This window comes from Knoellia sp. LjRoot47 (genome assembly GCF_964253435.1).
GTDB lineage: Bacteria > Actinomycetota > Actinomycetes > Actinomycetales > Dermatophilaceae > Knoellia.
This window is the reverse complement of sequence record NZ_CAXUQS020000002.1, coordinates 1-14,970: the sequence shown is the minus strand read 5'-3', so window position 1 is coordinate 14,970 and position 14,970 is coordinate 1. Positions and strand designations below refer to the sequence as shown.

The 14,970-nt window shown below is 72.1% G+C and carries 17 protein-coding genes; 9 read left to right on the top strand and 8 right to left on the bottom strand.

What is annotated here, in order from left to right:
* Positions 1–19: 19 nt before the first annotated feature.
* Positions 20–3,172: an AAA family ATPase gene (locus ACSQ11_RS14785; protein ID WP_436006856.1), complete on the bottom strand. Its 3,153-nt coding sequence runs from the start codon at positions 3,170–3,172 to the stop codon at positions 20–22.
* Positions 3,169–4,347: an exonuclease SbcCD subunit D gene (locus ACSQ11_RS14780; RefSeq protein ID WP_436006854.1), complete on the bottom strand. Its 1,179-nt coding sequence runs from the start codon at positions 4,345–4,347 to the stop codon at positions 3,169–3,171. The genes ACSQ11_RS14785 and ACSQ11_RS14780 overlap by 4 nt, the downstream gene beginning before the upstream one ends.
* Before the next feature lie 143 nt (positions 4,348–4,490).
* Here ACSQ11_RS14780 and ACSQ11_RS14775 point away from each other — a divergent pair, with 143 nt between their 5' ends.
* Positions 4,491–5,972: a glutamate-cysteine ligase family protein gene (locus ACSQ11_RS14775; protein ID WP_436006852.1), complete on the top strand. Its 1,482-nt coding sequence runs from the start codon at positions 4,491–4,493 to the stop codon at positions 5,970–5,972.
* Positions 5,973–6,012: 40 nt separating this feature from the next.
* Here ACSQ11_RS14775 and ACSQ11_RS14770 read toward each other — a convergent pair whose 3' ends face one another.
* Positions 6,013–6,624, bottom strand: a complete 612-nt coding sequence (locus tag ACSQ11_RS14770; protein ID WP_436006850.1) for a histidine phosphatase family protein — start codon at positions 6,622–6,624, stop codon at positions 6,013–6,015.
* Between the two features lie 26 nt (positions 6,625–6,650).
* On the opposite strand from ACSQ11_RS14770, the gene ACSQ11_RS14765 reads away from it, so the two are divergent.
* The 5 genes from ACSQ11_RS14765 (at position 6,651) to ACSQ11_RS14745 (ending at position 9,624) form a co-directional block, all read left to right on the top strand.
* Positions 6,651–7,196: a DUF1697 domain-containing protein gene (locus ACSQ11_RS14765; RefSeq protein WP_436006848.1), complete on the top strand. Its 546-nt coding sequence runs from the start codon at positions 6,651–6,653 to the stop codon at positions 7,194–7,196.
* Positions 7,193–7,657: an OsmC family protein gene (locus ACSQ11_RS14760; RefSeq protein ID WP_436006846.1), complete on the top strand. Its 465-nt coding sequence runs from the start codon at positions 7,193–7,195 to the stop codon at positions 7,655–7,657. The genes ACSQ11_RS14765 and ACSQ11_RS14760 overlap by 4 nt, the downstream gene beginning before the upstream one ends.
* A gap of 3 nt (positions 7,658–7,660) precedes the next feature.
* A complete protein-coding gene (locus ACSQ11_RS14755; protein WP_436006844.1) occupies positions 7,661–8,284 on the top strand; it encodes an L-threonylcarbamoyladenylate synthase in 624 nt (207 codons plus the stop codon).
* Positions 8,285–8,292: 8 nt separating this feature from the next.
* Positions 8,293–9,084, top strand: a complete 792-nt coding sequence (locus ACSQ11_RS14750; protein WP_436006842.1) for an N-acetyltransferase family protein — start codon at positions 8,293–8,295, stop codon at positions 9,082–9,084.
* A gap of 228 nt (positions 9,085–9,312) precedes the next feature.
* Positions 9,313–9,624, top strand: a complete 312-nt coding sequence (locus tag ACSQ11_RS14745) for a DUF1905 domain-containing protein (RefSeq protein WP_436006840.1) — start codon at positions 9,313–9,315, stop codon at positions 9,622–9,624.
* Positions 9,625–9,667: 43 nt separating this feature from the next.
* On the opposite strand, the gene ACSQ11_RS14740 is transcribed toward ACSQ11_RS14745, so the two are convergent.
* Together ACSQ11_RS14740 and ACSQ11_RS14735 are read right to left on the bottom strand one after the other, a co-directional pair.
* Positions 9,668–10,192 carry a nitroreductase family deazaflavin-dependent oxidoreductase gene (locus ACSQ11_RS14740; RefSeq protein WP_436006838.1) on the bottom strand — a complete coding sequence of 175 codons (525 nt, stop codon included), beginning with the start codon at positions 10,190–10,192 and terminating at the stop codon, positions 9,668–9,670.
* Between the two features lie 3 nt (positions 10,193–10,195).
* A complete protein-coding gene (locus ACSQ11_RS14735; protein ID WP_436006837.1) occupies positions 10,196–10,606 on the bottom strand; it encodes an N-acetyltransferase family protein in 411 nt (136 codons plus the stop codon).
* Between the two features lie 283 nt (positions 10,607–10,889).
* Here ACSQ11_RS14735 and ACSQ11_RS14730 point away from each other — a divergent pair, with 283 nt between their 5' ends.
* Positions 10,890–11,762, top strand: a complete 873-nt coding sequence (locus ACSQ11_RS14730) for a phosphotransferase family protein (protein ID WP_436006835.1) — start codon at positions 10,890–10,892, stop codon at positions 11,760–11,762.
* Positions 11,759–12,070, top strand: a complete 312-nt coding sequence (locus tag ACSQ11_RS14725) for a hypothetical protein (RefSeq protein ID WP_436006833.1) — start codon at positions 11,759–11,761, stop codon at positions 12,068–12,070. The genes ACSQ11_RS14730 and ACSQ11_RS14725 overlap by 4 nt, the downstream gene beginning before the upstream one ends.
* 19 nt (positions 12,071–12,089) lie before the next feature.
* Here ACSQ11_RS14725 and ACSQ11_RS14720 read toward each other — a convergent pair whose 3' ends face one another.
* The 3 genes from ACSQ11_RS14720 to ACSQ11_RS14710 all read right to left on the bottom strand — a co-directional run bounded on the left by ACSQ11_RS14720 (position 12,090) and on the right by ACSQ11_RS14710 (position 14,126).
* Positions 12,090–12,902 (bottom strand): DUF72 domain-containing protein, encoded by an 813-nt coding sequence (locus ACSQ11_RS14720; protein ID WP_436006831.1) that lies wholly within the window; start codon positions 12,900–12,902, stop codon positions 12,090–12,092.
* Positions 12,903–12,982: 80 nt separating this feature from the next.
* Complete coding sequence (locus ACSQ11_RS14715) at positions 12,983–13,576, bottom strand: GrpB family protein (RefSeq protein ID WP_436006829.1); 594 nt, start codon at positions 13,574–13,576, stop codon at positions 12,983–12,985.
* A gap of 34 nt (positions 13,577–13,610) precedes the next feature.
* Positions 13,611–14,126 (bottom strand): putative immunity protein, encoded by a 516-nt coding sequence (locus tag ACSQ11_RS14710; RefSeq protein WP_436006827.1) that lies wholly within the window; start codon positions 14,124–14,126, stop codon positions 13,611–13,613.
* A gap of 112 nt (positions 14,127–14,238) precedes the next feature.
* Here ACSQ11_RS14710 and ACSQ11_RS14705 point away from each other — a divergent pair, with 112 nt between their 5' ends.
* Positions 14,239–14,961, top strand: a complete 723-nt coding sequence (locus ACSQ11_RS14705) for a VOC family protein (RefSeq protein ID WP_436006825.1) — start codon at positions 14,239–14,241, stop codon at positions 14,959–14,961.
* Positions 14,962–14,970 lie beyond the last annotated feature (9 nt).

Below are 14,970 nucleotides of genomic sequence, written 5' to 3'. Positions count from 1 at the left end.
GTCACGCGGCGCGTGTCGTTCAGGCGGCGCTCTCGGCGCCCGGGGCAGAGACGGCGACGGTGCTCCCGCTCGCGGTCTTGCGGACGGCGAGCTGGCTGGTGATCCGGCTGCGGAGCTCGCCGACGTGGGAGACGACTCCGACCGCACGGCCGCCCTCGCGCAGCGAGTCCAGCACGGAGATGACCTGCTCGAGGCTCTCGTCGTCGAGTGTGCCGAACCCCTCGTCGACGAACAGCGTGCCGAGGTCGAACCCGCCGGCCTCCTCGCGCACGGCGTCGGCCAGACCCAGGGCGAGGGCGAGCGAGGCCATGAAGGCCTCGCCGCCGGACAGCGTGGACGTCTCGCGGGTCACGCCGGTCCACTGGTCGAGCACTCGCAGCCCCAGCCCACTGCGGGCACCGCGCGCGGCGAGCCGGTCGGAGTGCTCGAGCCGGTAGCGGCCGTCACCCATGACGCGCAGCCGCTCGTTGGCGAGCTGCGCGACCTTGTCGAGCCGGGCCGCGAGGACGTAGGAGGTGAGCCTCATCCGGAGGGTGTTGTTGACGCCGCCACCGGCGAAGGTGTCGGCAAGGTCCTTGACCCGGTGGTGGCGCTCGAGCGTGGGGCCCGCCGCGTCGAGGCCGGCGACGAGGCTGGCCCGCACCGTGGCGAAGGCCTTGGCGGCCGCTGCGACCCGGGTCCGGTCGGACTGGGCGTCGAGCAGAGCAGCCCGCGCCTGCTGAGCGGCGGCGGTGACCACCTCGAGTTCCGGCTCGGGGGCGGACTCGGCCGCGCGCACGGCCTCGTCGTCGAGGACGGCAAGCGCCGCGGAACGGGCCCGGTCGTGGTCGCGGACCCGATCGCCGAGGCGTTCGAGGGTCGCGGGGGCAACGAGGGCCAGGGCGGCCGCCTCGACGGAGTCGAACCCGGCCTCGTACGCCGCCGCGGTCGCCGCCGCCGACGCCTCGTCGAGGCGTGCCGCCGCGGTGACCCGGCGCTCAAGGGCGTCGAGCCACGCCGACGCGTCGGAGGTCAGGGTGTGGTGGCGACGGGCCAGGGCCTCGGCGCTGCTCGGCACCGCCGCGTCGGCACCCCCACGAGCAGGCACCGCCGATGCGGCGGTCGCGTCGTCGCCAGCGGCGCCGGTGGCGCCCTGCGCGGGACGGCAGGGGCAGAGCGCGTGCGCGAGCTCCAGCTCGCGGACGGCGGCGAGGTCGGCCTCCTCGGCTCGCAGCTCCTCCTCCGCGACGGTCGTCGCACGGGCGAGATCACGTCGCGCGGCGCTGACCGCGGCGTCGATCCGAGCCACGTCGGCGCGCCGTACCGCCAGGGCCTGCTCGCGTGCCGGTCGCTGGGATGCCAGACGGCGGACGGTGTCGTGCCGGTCGGTGGCCTCCTGCGCGGCGGCACGCTCAGCGGCGAGGTCGAGCTCGCGCACAGAGTCGACACCGAGCGTCCCGAGGGCGTCGGCGAGGAGTGCCGCGGCGCTGGCTGCGGTCGACACCGCGTGCTGGTGCGCCACCACGAGGGCGGCGTGGTGCTCGCGTGCCTCCTCGAGCTCGGCCTGGGTGACCCGGTCTGTCCCGGCTGCGGGGTCCGGGTGGTCGTGCGAGCCGCACACCGGGCAGGACGACCCCTCGACCAGGCCCTCGGCCAGCTCGGCGGCCATCTGCGCCAGCCGTCGTGCGACGAGGTCCTGCTCGTGGTCACGGGCATCCTGGGCGGCGGTGCGTGCCGCGGCGGACTCCTCGGCGAGACTCGCGATGGTGGCCTCGTCGGTCACGACGCGTTGGGCGAGCCGGACCCGCTGGTCGGCGGCGCGGGCGGCCGCGGCGGCGCCGTCGAGCGCGGCACCGGCCTCGACCGACTCGGCGAGCAGCTCCTCGGCCTCGGAGGCAGCAGCCTCGGCAGCCTCGCGGTCGGCGTCGGCGGTCTCGAGAACGACACCGGCCTGGTCGACGGCCTGCTGCTGCGTCCGGACGCGGGCGGCCCGGGCCACGGACTGTGCCTCGAGGCGGACGAGCTCGCGCACCGAGTCGTCGTGCAGGTGCAGATCGGCCACGAGCGTCGCCGGGTCGTCCGCCTCCGGGACGACGGCGAGCACGCGTCGCGCGGCTGCCTGGGTCAGCGACTCGTGCCGCGCGGCGTCGGCTGTGGCCCGCTGGACGGTGTCGAGGTGGCCGCGCACGCTCGCGGCTCGGCGCCCGGACTCGTGGGCTTCACGCACGGCGGCGAGGTCGTCCTCGGCGACGTCGAGCATCGCGAGGGTGGACCTGGCCGAGGCCGCTCGCGCGCGGAGGGCGATGGTGGCCCGGGCACGTTCCGCGTCGGCCGAGGCGAGGGCCTCTGCGGAGGCGGTCACGTCGAGCGCCACCATCGCCTCGGAGAGCTGTCCGTCGAGCTCGGCCCCGAGGGCGTCGAGCCTGGCCCGGATCGCCTCGGGGGAGTCCGTCGCGGCGGCAGGGGCGCCGTCGGGGTGGGCCGAGCCGTCCGCTGCCGCCTCACCGCCGTCGCCCACGAGCCCGACCGCCGCCACGACATCGCCGAGCCGGGCGAGGTCGGTGTCGATGCCGGCCTGGAGGCTGGCGACGGCGGCCTCGCTCTCACGACGCTGCCCGACGAGCCACTCCTCGACGTCGGCGAACCTCGAGATGTCGAAGAGCTTCTCCAGGAGGGCGCGGCGCTCGTCGTCCTTGGCCGTGAGGAAGGCGGCGAACTCGCCCTGGGGGAGCATCGCCACCTTGGCGAACTGCTCCTTGCCCATGCCGAGCACGTCGTTGATGACCTCGGCGGCCTCGTCGTTGCGGTGGGACAGCACCCGCCAGCCGGCGCCGTCGTGCTCGGAGAGCGTCACGGTCGCGGGATTCTCGATCGTGCCGGTGCCGCGCTTCTTGGGCCGGGTGTGGGCCGGCGAGCGGTGGAGGCTGAACCGCCGTGTGCCACAGGTGAACTCCAGCTCGACCGACGGGGTCGCCGTGGGTGCAGCGTGGTCGCTGACGATGCCACGCCGGTCGCGCACGCCGGGCACGTCGGCGAACAGCGCGAAGCAGATGGCGTCGAGCAGGCTCGTCTTGCCCGCGCCCGTGGGCCCGTGGATGAGGAAGAGCCCGGCCGCGGTGAGCGTGTCGAAGTCGACGGTGACCTCGTCGGGGAACGGTCCGAAGGCCGTGGCCCGGAGCCGGTGGATCCTCACGCCGCCCCCGAGCGCCGTGAGGTCGTCGCGCCCGTCTCGCCGTCGGCGGCGGACCGACGCAGCCGGGCGCCCTCGACGGCCTCCTCGAGCAGGGCCTGCTCCTCGTCGTCGGGGCCGTGGCCACCTCGCACGTGCGCGAGGAAGTCGCAGCAGACGGCGAGGTCGGAGCGCTCGGTGAGCGAGGCGGCATACGCGCTCATCGTCGTGACCGCGCCCGTGGGCGCGAAGCGGAGGTCGAGGGTGTGGGGGAAGCGGACGCGCAGCCGCTCCATCGCGCCCAGCGGGCGCACCGGGTCGGTGAGCGTGACCTGGCACCACGCGTCCTCGGCGGCGTCGTGACGACGGTCCGACAGCAGCTCGTCCAGCGTGCCGCTGAGCAGGGCGAGCGGACGCTCGACGGGCGCGGCGACGAACTCGACGTCGGCGTCGTCGCCGGACAGGTCGACGAGCCAGGACCCCTTGGTGTGACGGGCCTCGCTGAACGACATGGCGACCGGGGACCCCGAGTAGCGCACGCCCTCGCCGACCTCCTGACGGCCGTGGAGGTGCCCGAGCGCGGCGTAGTCGACGCCGTCGAAGACCTCGGGCGGGACCGCGGCGACGCCACCGACGGAGATGTCACGCTCGGACTCGCTCGTGGCACCACCGGTGACGAAGGCGTGGGCCATGACGACCGAACGCTCGTGCCCGCCGTCGGCGAGCGAGGCCCGCACACGGTCCATGGCCGCGCGCAGGACGCCGGCGTGGGTGCGCTCGGTGGCGCCGAGCGGCCCGGCCGTGAGCGAGGGCTCGAGGTAGGGGAGGGGGTGCACGGCGACGCCCTTGACCAGGACCGGCCGTCCGATGTCGTCGAGGCTCGTGCGGATGTGCAGGCCCGACCTCTCGAGGAGACGCGAGGCGAAGCCCAGCCGGATGGCCGAGTCGTGGTTGCCGCTGGACAGCACGACGGCCGCGCCCGCGTCGATGAGGCGCTCGACCGCGTCGGAGAGCAGGGCCACGGTGTCCGGAGCGGGCAGGGCGCGGTCGTAGACGTCACCCGAGACGAGCACGGCGTCCACGGACTCCGAGCGGACCACGTCGACGAGGTGGTCGAGGTAGGCCGACTGGGCGCGGTGCAGCCCCACCTGGTGGAACGCTCGTCCCAGGTGCCAGTCGGAGGTGTGGATCATGCGCACGGTTCGAGGCTAGGTGGGCGCACCGACAGGGCCGATGACCGAAACGCGGATTCGGTCACGTTCCCCTCGCGCGCTGTGCTCGGATGGTGGTTGAGTTGGCGTTCGAGCCGCGCCGTGGCCGACGAGTACCGGAGGTGATGGGTGTGGGTGCTGAGGTCAGCGCACAGAGCTACACGCGCGAGGAGCGTCAGCGCTACCGCGAGAAGGTGCGGCAGAACCTCGACGTCTTCGAGCGGATGCTCACGCAGGACCAGTTCGAGTTCGAGCGCCCGATGACCGGACTCGAGATCGAGCTCAACCTCGTCAACGGCGACTACGACCCGCACTTCGCCAACGCGGAGGTGCTGCAGGCGATCGCCGACCCCGGCTACCAGACCGAGCTGGCGCAGTACAACATCGAGCTCAACGTCCCGCCGCGCCCGCTCCCCGGCGACTCCGCCCTCGAGCTCGAGGAGGACCTGCGGGCCTCGCTCAACGCCGCCGACTCCAAGGCCCGCGAGGTGGGCTCGCGGCTCGTGTCGATCGGCATCCTGCCGACGATCATGCCCGAGCACTACGAGGGCGACTGGATCAGCGACAACAACCGCTACACCGCCCTCAACGACTCGATCTTCGTGGCGCGCGGCGAGGACATCTACCTCGACATCCACGGTCCGCACGGCGAGCGCGTCGCGACCTACTGCAACTCCATCGCACCCGAGTCGGCGTGCACCAGCGTCCAGCTCCACCTCCAGGTGACGCCCGCGGACTTCGCCGACCACTGGAACGCCGCCCAGGCGCTGTCACCGGTGCAGGTGGCCCTCGCGGCCAACTCGCCGTTCTTCTTCGGGCAGCGCCTGCACGCCGAGACCCGGATCGAGCTGTTCAAGCAGGCCACCGACACCCGGCCCATCGAGCTCAAGAACCAGGGCGTGCGCCCGCGCGTGTTCTTCGGCGAGCGGTGGATCACGAGCATCTTCGACCTGTTCGAGGAGAACTCGCGCTACTTCCCGGCGCTGCTCGCCGAGACGACCGACGAGGACCCGATGGCCCGCCTCGAGGCGGGGGAGGCGCCCGACCTCGCCGAGCTGCGGCTGCACAACGGCACGGTCTACCGCTGGAACCGGCCGATCTACGACATCGTCAAGGGCCGGCCCCACCTCCGCGTCGAGAACCGCGTGCTGCCGGCCGGGCCGACCATCGCCGACACCCTGGCGAACGCTGCGTTCTACTACGGCGCGGTCCGCAAGCTCGCCTCCACCGAGCGGCCCGTCTGGACGAAGATGAGCTTCGCCGCGTGCGAGGAGAACTTCCACCTGGGCGCCCGTGACGGCATCGAGTCGCGGCTCTACTGGCCCGGCTACGGCGAGGTCGGCGCCGACGAGCTCGTCCTGCGCCACCTGCTGCCGCTCGCCCACGAGGGCCTCGAGGAGTGGGGAGTCTCGCAGGCCGTCCGCGACCGCTTCCTCGGGATCATCGAGGCCCGCGCCCGGGCCGGCGTCAACGGGGCCACGTGGCAGACCGACGCGGTCCGCCGCTTCGAGGACCAAGGCAGCGACCGGCGCACGGCGCTGCACCAGATGCTCGCGCTCTACTCCGAGCACATGGCCACCAACGAGCCGGTCCACACCTGGCCGCTGCCCTGACCGAGCCCCGGCCTCGGGCGGCCGCTCACGCTGAGCGACCTCAGCCCAGGCTGTTCCAGAGCTTGATCGCCGGCTGCTCGCGCTCGTACTCGAGGACGCTCACCGACCCCGCGTCCAGCAGCAGCTTGGCCGCGCCACGGGGCTGCTCGCGCAGGAACACCGTCGCGAGGATGCGCAGCGCGTGCCCGTGCCCGAAGAGGAGCACGTCGCGTGACGCCAGCACCGGCGCCGCGCGCAGCAGCACACGTGATGTCCTCGCCGCGACCTCCTCGACGGTCTCGCCGGGCGTGGTCCCCGGCACGACGCCGTGCTCGAAGACCGCCCAGTCGTAGCCGAGCTCAGCCCTGATCTCCTTGGTCGTGCGGCCCTCGTAGGCGCCGTAGTCCCACTCCACGAGGTTGTCGTCGACCTCGGCCCGCGACCCAAACCCGGCGATCTCGGCGGTCCGCCGTGCCCGCTGCATGGGTGAGGACAGGACGAGCCCGAAGTCGAAGCCGGTGAGCCGCTCGCCGAGCGTCGCCGCGTCCGCCTCACCCTGCTCGGTCAACGGCAGGTCGGTCGTCCCGGTGTGCTGCCCCGACTCGCTCCACTCCGTCTTGCCGTGGCGGACGAGGACGATGCGTCCTTCGGGGACAGCGGGTGCGCCGGTCATGGTCGTCACTCTGGCAGGATCCCGGTATGCCGCGCCACCTCGCCTTCCTCAGGGCGATCAACCTCGGTCCTCACCACAAGGTGCCCATGGCCGAGCTGCGCGAACGGCTCGAGGGCGCGGGGTTCACCGACGTCCAGACCCACATCCAGACGGGCAACATCGCCCTGTCGTCGACGATGCGGTCCCAGGCCAAGGTCGAGGCGGCCCTCGAGGAGCTGCTGGGGGAGTGGCGCGGCTTCGAGGTGCCGACCATGGTCCGGTCGCCGTCCGAGCTCGCAGCGCTCCGCAAGGCGGTCGACGCCACGCCGCCGCTGCTCGCCGAGGGTGCCCGGCGCTACGTCGCGTTCGCCAAGGGCGAGGTGAGCAAGGACGCGGCACAGGCGCTCACGGCATACGACGCGACTCCGGAACGTTCACGCGTCGTGGGGCGAGACATCCTGCTCGAGATCGACACGGCCTTCACCGTGTCCAAGCTCGCCGGGGCCAAGCTCGAGCGGCTCGCCGGCACCCCACTCACGGCTCGCGACCTCAAGGTCGTGCGCGCCATCGACGAGAAATGGAGCACCACATGACCGACACCGAGCACGGCGTCGCGCAGGAGACGGGCGGCACGGGGACGGGCCACCGCTCGGTGACCATGTCGCGGACCGCCCACGGCGAGTTCGACGTGACCAACGTGCGCGGCGGGACGCTCCACATCGGCACGGGCGAGACCGACGACTTCACGCCGGTCGAGCTCCTGCTCACCGCGATCGCGGGCTGTAGCGCCATCGACGTCGACTTCATCACGAGCAAGCGCGCAGAGCCGACCGAGTTCACCGCCACGAGCACCGGCGTCAAGGCCAAGGACCCGGTCAAGGGCAACCACATGACCGACCTCGAGGTGACCTTCAGGGTGCGCTTCCCCGAGGGACCCGAGGGCGACAAGGCCCGCGAGATGCTGCCACGCGCGATCGCCCAGTCGCACGACCGCCTCTGCACCGTCTCCCGAGCGGTCCAGCTCGGGACCCCGGTCACGATGGTCGAGGACTGAGCGATGGCGCGCTACCTCGACGTCCACCCCGTCGACCCGCAGCCCCGTTCAATCGCCCAGGCCGTCGCGACGCTGAGGGACGGCGGACTCATCGCCTATCCGACCGACTCGGGCTACGCCCTCGGCGCGGCGCTCGGCAACCAGTCCGCCAAGGACCGGATCCGCGACATCCGCAAGCTCGACGACAAGCACCACTACACCCTCGTGTGCGCCGACTTCGCCCAGCTGGGGCACTTCGTCCACGTCGACAACTCGGTCTTCCGCGCGGTCAAGGCGTCCACGCCGGGGCCCTACACCTTCATCCTCCCGGCGACCGGTGAGGTGCCGCGCAAGCTGCTCCACCCCAAGAAGAAGACCGTCGGCGTCCGCATCCCCGAGCACCCCGTCGTCCGGGCGCTGCTCGCCGAGCTCGGCGAGCCGATGCTCACGTCGACGCTCATCCTCCCCGGCGAGAGCGAGCCGATGACCGACGGCTGGCAGGTCAAGGAGGAGCTCGACCACGTCGTCGACGTCGTCATCGACTCGGGGGAGTGCGGCAGCGAGCCCACGACGGTGGTCGACCTCTCGGGCGACCTGCCCGAGGTCGTGCGCGTGGGGGCTGGTGACCCGAGCCGCTTCGAGGAGTGACGGGGTCGGTGACCTCGGACCAGCCGTTCCCCGAGCTCGTGATGCGCGCGATGACGCGTCACGGGGTGGTCCCGAGCCGCGGCTACGTGACGCTTCCCCACGACGAGGCCCTGGTCAGCCACTACCCGGACGACCCCGACCGGCCGTTCGTCGTGCACTGGACCGCGTCCGAGCGCGAGCCGGCGGACCTCTTCGCGGACCTCACGGCATACCTTCGCGAGCGCGGAGCGCGCGGCGCGGAGTGGTGGTTCCGCGACGACTCGACCCCCGCGGGTCTCGAGGAGCTCGTCCTCGACGCTGGTGCCACGACGACCGAGGACCAGGTCTGCGTGGCCCGGGCCGTCGACGGCGTCGTCCCGGCGTTCGCACCCGGGGTGGCGGTGACGCTCGTGCAGGACGCGGCCGGTCTCGACGCCGTCATCACCATCGGCTCCGCCGTCTTCGACAACCCCGTGCCACCTGATCGCGACGCCTGGCTCGCCGAGGTCCTCGACGACCTCGACCACGCGCGCAGCGCCTGGGTCGTGGGCTGGCTCGACGGGGAGCCTGTGGGTCGGGCGAGCGTCGGCTTCGAGTGGCAGGTCGCACCGCTCATCGGGGCGGCCGTCCTCCCGCACGCGCGACGACGGGGCGTGTATGCCGCGATGCTCGCCGCGCGTCTCGACCTCGCCGCGACGACGCGGTGCCACACCGCGATCACCAAGGCGCGACGTGGCGAGTCGCTGCCGCTCCTGCTGCGTGAGGGGTTCACGCCGATCGGCCACGAGCGCGCGCACCTGCTCGACCTGCCCGGGACGTGAGTCACCCCCACCGGCTCAGAGCCCCTGGGTACCGGTGGCGGTGACTTCGGACCGCGCGGGAGGAAATCGCGCAGTCGACGCGCTGCCGAGGACGAACTCCCTGATCACCTGGTCGGCATCGCAGCACCAACCTAGGAACGCTCCGGTCAGCATCGGGTCTGTCGCCAGTCAAGACTTGGTATGCCGGGTCAGGGCTGTGTGTCCTCCGCAGGTCCTACGGTGGTCGCCATGGGTGCGTCGGACGTCGTCGAGCTCGCCTTCGAGGCCGAGGTGTGGGAGTGGCGCGGCCCGGCGCCCTACCACTTCGTGTCCGTCCCGGACGAGCTCTGTGACGAGGTGCGCGACGCCGCCGAGGTCGTGAGCTACGGATGGGGGATGGTGCCCGTCGCGGTGAGCATCGGCGACACGTCGTGGACGACGTCGCTCTGGCCCAAGGACGGCGGCTACGTCGTCCCGCTCAAGGACAGGGTGCGGCGTGCCGAGCAGGTCGAGCTCGGCGACGTCGTGACCGTGGAGCTGCGGGTCGACCTGGTGGTCTGAGCACCGATGACGGCGGGTCGCGCTGTGCCGCAACGGTTTTCGACTAGCCGACGCTCTCACTGAGGACGAAGACGCGCACCCGCCTGCGGTCGTTGATGCGCGAGCGGTAGCGGCGGTAGCCGTCGTAGAACGTCGCGGCCCGGGCGAAGACCTCGTCGACCTCGGCGGGGGTGGCGGGGCGTGCCTGCGCCCGGATGCTGCGTCCCCGGTAGGTCAGCGTGCACTCCGAATCTGCCTCGAGGTTGAGGACCCAGGCGGGGGTGGACTCCTGGCCGAAGTTCGTGCCGAGCAGGGCGAGGTCACCGGCCAGGGGAGTGGCGATGAGGTGGCTCGTGCGTCGTGCTCCGGAGCGCCGCCCGGTCGTGGTGACGGTGAGGACGGCGATCCCCGTCAGGAGGCCGGGTGCGCTGTGTCGGCCACCGGTGAGGCGTGAGACCGCGGTGTCGAGGTGGCGCAGGGTGCGTGAGAACACCCAGCCGCCGGCGCGGGTCCCGCCGAGCCATCGCACCGCGGCCTGCGCGGGGTTGGCCGTGCTGTGGTGGTAGCCGAGGTCGCTCGCCAGCCCCACGGCTCAGCTCACCGGCTCGAGCCGACGGCTGACGACCCGCGCGTGCTTGCCGACCTGCCGCACCCGGGTGAAGCCGAGGTCCTCGAAGAGCTCGAGGGTGGCGCTGAAGAGGAACCGGCCGGGGGCGTCTCTCCCCGCTGTCATCTCGGGGATGGCCTCGACCACACCGCCGCCCGCCCTCGCGATGAGGTCCACCGCACCCTCGACCGCCTGCCGGGCCACGCCCTGCCCGCGGTGCTGCTTGTCGACGACGACGCACGTGATCCGCCAGTCCGGCACCGGGGGAGGGTCCTGGTCGTAGACCCTGCGGTGCTTGATCCCGGGCAGCTCCTCGACGTCACCGAACTGGGCCCAGCCCTGGACCGCACCCTCGTCGTCGACGACGAGGGCCGCGTGGGCGCGGTCGGTGAGCACCCGCTCGTGCCTGGCCTCGCGGTGGTCGAGGCCGCGCTCACCGCGGTCGAGGTGGAAGCCGATGCACCAGCAGCCCCCGAAGATGCCGCTGTTGCGGTCGACGAGGTCGGCGAAGCCGTCCCACGAGTCAGGTCCCAGGGGATGACGCGGAAGCCCATAGGCTTGACGATATGGCTGATCTCACCGAACCGTGCCCGAACTGTGGCCGTCTCATGCGATGGGAGACCTCGCACGAGCGCTGTGACGGGTGCGGCTACATCCGCCCGTGCTGCGAGGGTGCGCCGTGCCCGATCCCCTGAGGTCCCGGCTGAGCCCGCGTCAGCTGGGGTTGCTCGACGCGTGGCTGCCCGGTGCGCAGGTCGTGCGGGACCACAGCTGGGGGCTCACGAGCACGGTCGTGCTCGAGGTCGCGGTCGACGACAGGACGTATGCCGTCAAGGCTGCGGCAGCGGACGACCACCACCTCGTGCGTGAGCTCCGGGCTCACGCTCAGTGGCTCGAGCCGTGGACCTCGGTGGGAGCGGCGCCGGTCCTGCGGTTCGCTGACGAGAGCGCGCGCATCCTCGTCACCGAGTGGGTGCCGGGGTCGTTGGTCCAGGGGAGTGGGGCGGAGGGGGAGACCGACACCTACCGACAGGCCGGTGCGCTGCTGGCCCGGATGCACGGCCAGAGTGCCGTCGAGGACCCCGGTCACGAGGGGCGGGAGACGGAGCGGACGCTCGCGTGGCTCGACCGTCCGCACCGGATCCCGAGGGACCAGGTCGAGCGCGTGCGTGCCGAGGTCGAGCGCTGGTCCGACGACGTCGCCGTGCTCGTGCCGACGCACGGCGACTGGCAGCCGCGCAACTGGGTGGTCGACAACGGCACCGTCCGGGTCATCGACCTCGGCCGGGCCGACCTCCGTCCGGCGTACACCGACTGGACCCGGCTGGCCGTCCAGCAGTTCGTCGGGAGACCGGACCTCGAGCGCGCGTTCGTCGAGGGCTACGGCTCGGACCCGAGGGAGCCCCGGGCCTGGCGTCGACAGCTCCTGCGTGAGGCGGTCTCGACCGCAGCCTGGGCCCACCAGGTCGGTGACGAGGGTTTCGAGGCGCAGGGGCTGAGGATGCTCGTGGCCGCGCTCCAGCACAACGACTCGACGCAGGAGGTGTCATGAACGACTCGGCTGCCGTCCCGGGCGCCGACGAGGTGGAGGTCAGCGCGCTGGCGATCAACGTCACCGTTCCCGAGTCGCTCCAGTGGCACGACTCGCGCCGCGGCGAGGAGTTCCTGCTGACCTCGATCAACGTGCGGTTGCTGCCGGACGGGCACGTCGCCGCCAAGGCGTACGGCCGCCCGATGGCGGGTGGACGTGGCGGATACACGTCCTTCCGGGTGCCGGACCGACCCGAGCTCGCAGCACTCATCGACGCCGCGGCCACCCGAGCCGCGCAGATGTGGAGCTCGCACCGCGGCCTCGGCTGAGGCGGGGGAGTGCCGGCCCTTAGGGGCTCACCCGGTCGAGCAGGTGCAGCGCGTCCCACGGAGCGCGACCGTCGATGTCGTTGTCGAAGTAGACGTAGGTGTCCTCGCCCGCGGCGTCCCACTGAACGAGCCGACCCGCCCAGGCGTCGAGCGTCTCGTCGCTGTAGCCGCCGGCATACAGCTTCTGCTCACCGTGGAGACGGACGTAGTGGAAGTCCGCGGTCCCGTCGCCCATCGTCGGGAAGCGCCCTGCGGTGTCGGCGTGCACGAGGGCGGCTCCGTGGTCTGCCAGCAGCGCTCGGGCGGTCGGCGAGTTCCACGACTCGTGGCGCGGTTCGAACGCATGGCGCAGGGGAGCCGTCACCTCGGCCTGAGTGAACGCTCGCTCGTCGACGATCCGGTCGTCGTGACGCGCGGCGAGGGTCGCCGCCTCGCCGTGGCTTCGGGGGAGCAGCCCGAGGAAGGTCGCAACCAGCTCCTCGTCGAACACGAGCCGTTCCGGCAGCTGCCAGAGCAGCGGCCCCAACGTCGGACCCAGGGCGAGCGGCCCGGAGGCGAAGAAGTTGGCCAGTGGCGTCTCGACGTCCCGCAACGCCTTCATGTGGGTCACGTACCGACTGCCCTTGACGGCGAACACGAAGTCGTCGGGCACCGACGAGCGCCAGCGCTGGTAGGACGTCGGACGCTGCAGCGAGTAGAACGAGCCGTTGATCTCGACGCTCGACATGCGTTCACCGACGTGGCTGAGCTCGTCCTTCTGGCGCAGACCGGTCGGGTAGAAGTCGCCGCGCCACCCGGCATACCTCCAGCCCGACACCCCGATCCGGATCACGGTTCGACCCTAGAGGGGAGTGCGAAAGTGCATAAACGGCATCCCCACTACTCTACTTGACATAATGTTGATTATCGGCGTTATACGGAGGGGTCGGGGGAAGCGTCCGTGCGGGCCCTCGCACGGGCCTTGATCGACTCGATGATTTCGGTCTTGGCGTAGGCGTAAGCGTTCATGTCGGACCAGTCGCGCGTCACGAGCTCTCTCTTGGTGTCCTCGTAGAGTCGTCGGTCCGCGTGGTCGGCGCGCAGGTGGTCGCGCAGCAGCAGGTAGTCGATCGCCGCCGGGTCGCCGGTCTCGAGGATGTGGACGTGCACGTCACGCTGCTCGGTGCGCACGAGCCGGTGCCCGGGCTCTCGAACCCGCAGGACGTAGCCGGCCGTCACCAACGGGTCGACGTAGTCCTCGTCCGCCGTGATGTCGGCGACGGTCACGAGGATGTCGAGGATCGGCTTGGCGGCGAGTCCCGTGACCGAGGTCGAGCCGATGTGCTCGACGGCCAGGGCGGTGTCGCCCAGCGCGCCCCTGATCCGCGCCTCGTGGTCGGCGAACCACCCGGCCCACGCCGGGTCGTGCTCGGCCAGGTGCAGCTCGCGCCGCTCGATGCCACCGACGAGCTCGATCTCGGTGACGTCGGCACGTCGTCGTCTGCGCGATCCTTGCGGTGCATCCATCCGCGCAGGTTATCCGTCGGCCTCGACGCCGACCTCAGGCACCGAACACCGACCAGCAGATGTCGTCGCGACGCGCCATGTCCTCGAGGACGAGCTGACGCACCGGCGCGGGCAGCCGCTCGCGCTGCCACGCGAGCTCCAGCCGCCCGAGGGCAATCCCGTCATCTCCGCGCGCCGTCGCACGCACGGCCTTGATCGCGTAGGCCGCGGCGCCGAGGTCGTGCTCGGCGACGTGCGGGACGCAGGCCGCCTGACCAGCCGCGTATGCTGCGTGCCTCGCCGAGCCGGAGAGGTCACGGGCCGCTCCCATCGCGTGTCCCCCGGTGGCCCGGGACTCCATCATCGCGACCTCCCCGCGCGTCCAGGCCCGCACCGCCTCGATGGCGTGCCGGGGCCTTCGGTCTGTGGGACGTTCCGACTCGAAGAGCGGTAGGACGTGCTCGGCGCAGTCGGCCGCCCACAGCGCGAGCAGGTGGTGGTCCTCGTCGGTGAGGCTGCCACCGCGCCGGACGGTGACGAGCCGCGGGTCGCGCACCGCGGGCAGGATCATCGCGTGACCTCGGCACCGGGCATGCCTCGCACCCTAGACGCCGCGCGATCGACGGGTCGCGGCACGCGAAATCGCGTTGCGGCCCCGTCCGTGGCGTCCCTACGGTGGCGCCATGGCGACGGCACGTTTCCACGGCATCAGCATCGAGTGCTCCGACCCGGTGGCCGCCGGCCGGTTCTGGGCCGGGGTCCTCGGATGGGAGCTCGTCGAACACCTGTCCGGGGAAGTCCATGCGCTCCCCCACGACGGCACGGCATACCGGATCGTCCTCCGCGAGGGTGACACGCCCAAGGTCGGGCAGAACCGCATCCACTTCGACCTCACCAGCTCCTCGGACGCGGCCATGGCGGCCACGGTCGCGCGGGCGCTCGAGCTCGGCGGGCAGCACATCGACATCGGGCAGACCGAGGACGACGGGCACGTCGTCCTCGCCGACCCCGAGGGCAACGAGCTGTGCGTCATCGAGCCCGGCAACGGCTTCCTCGCCGACACGGGCGTCATCGGCGGCATCAACTGCGACGGGTCCCGGAAGCTCGGCCTGTTCTGGAGCGAGTTCCTCGGCTGGCCGCTCGTGTGGGACCAGGACGAGGAGACCGCGATCCAGTCACCGACGGGCGGCTCGAAGATCACGTGGAGCGGTCCGCCGCTCATGCCGCGGCTGGGGCGTGACCGGTTCCACCTCGAGGTCGCGGTCTCCGACACCGACCTTGACGCCGAGCTCGACCGTCTCGTCGCGCTCGGTGCCAGCCTGCAGCCGGGGTCCAGTGGTCTCGACGGCGCCGTCGTCGTCGTCATCGACCCGGACGGCAACGAGGTCCACGTCGTCACCTCCTGACCGTCGCGC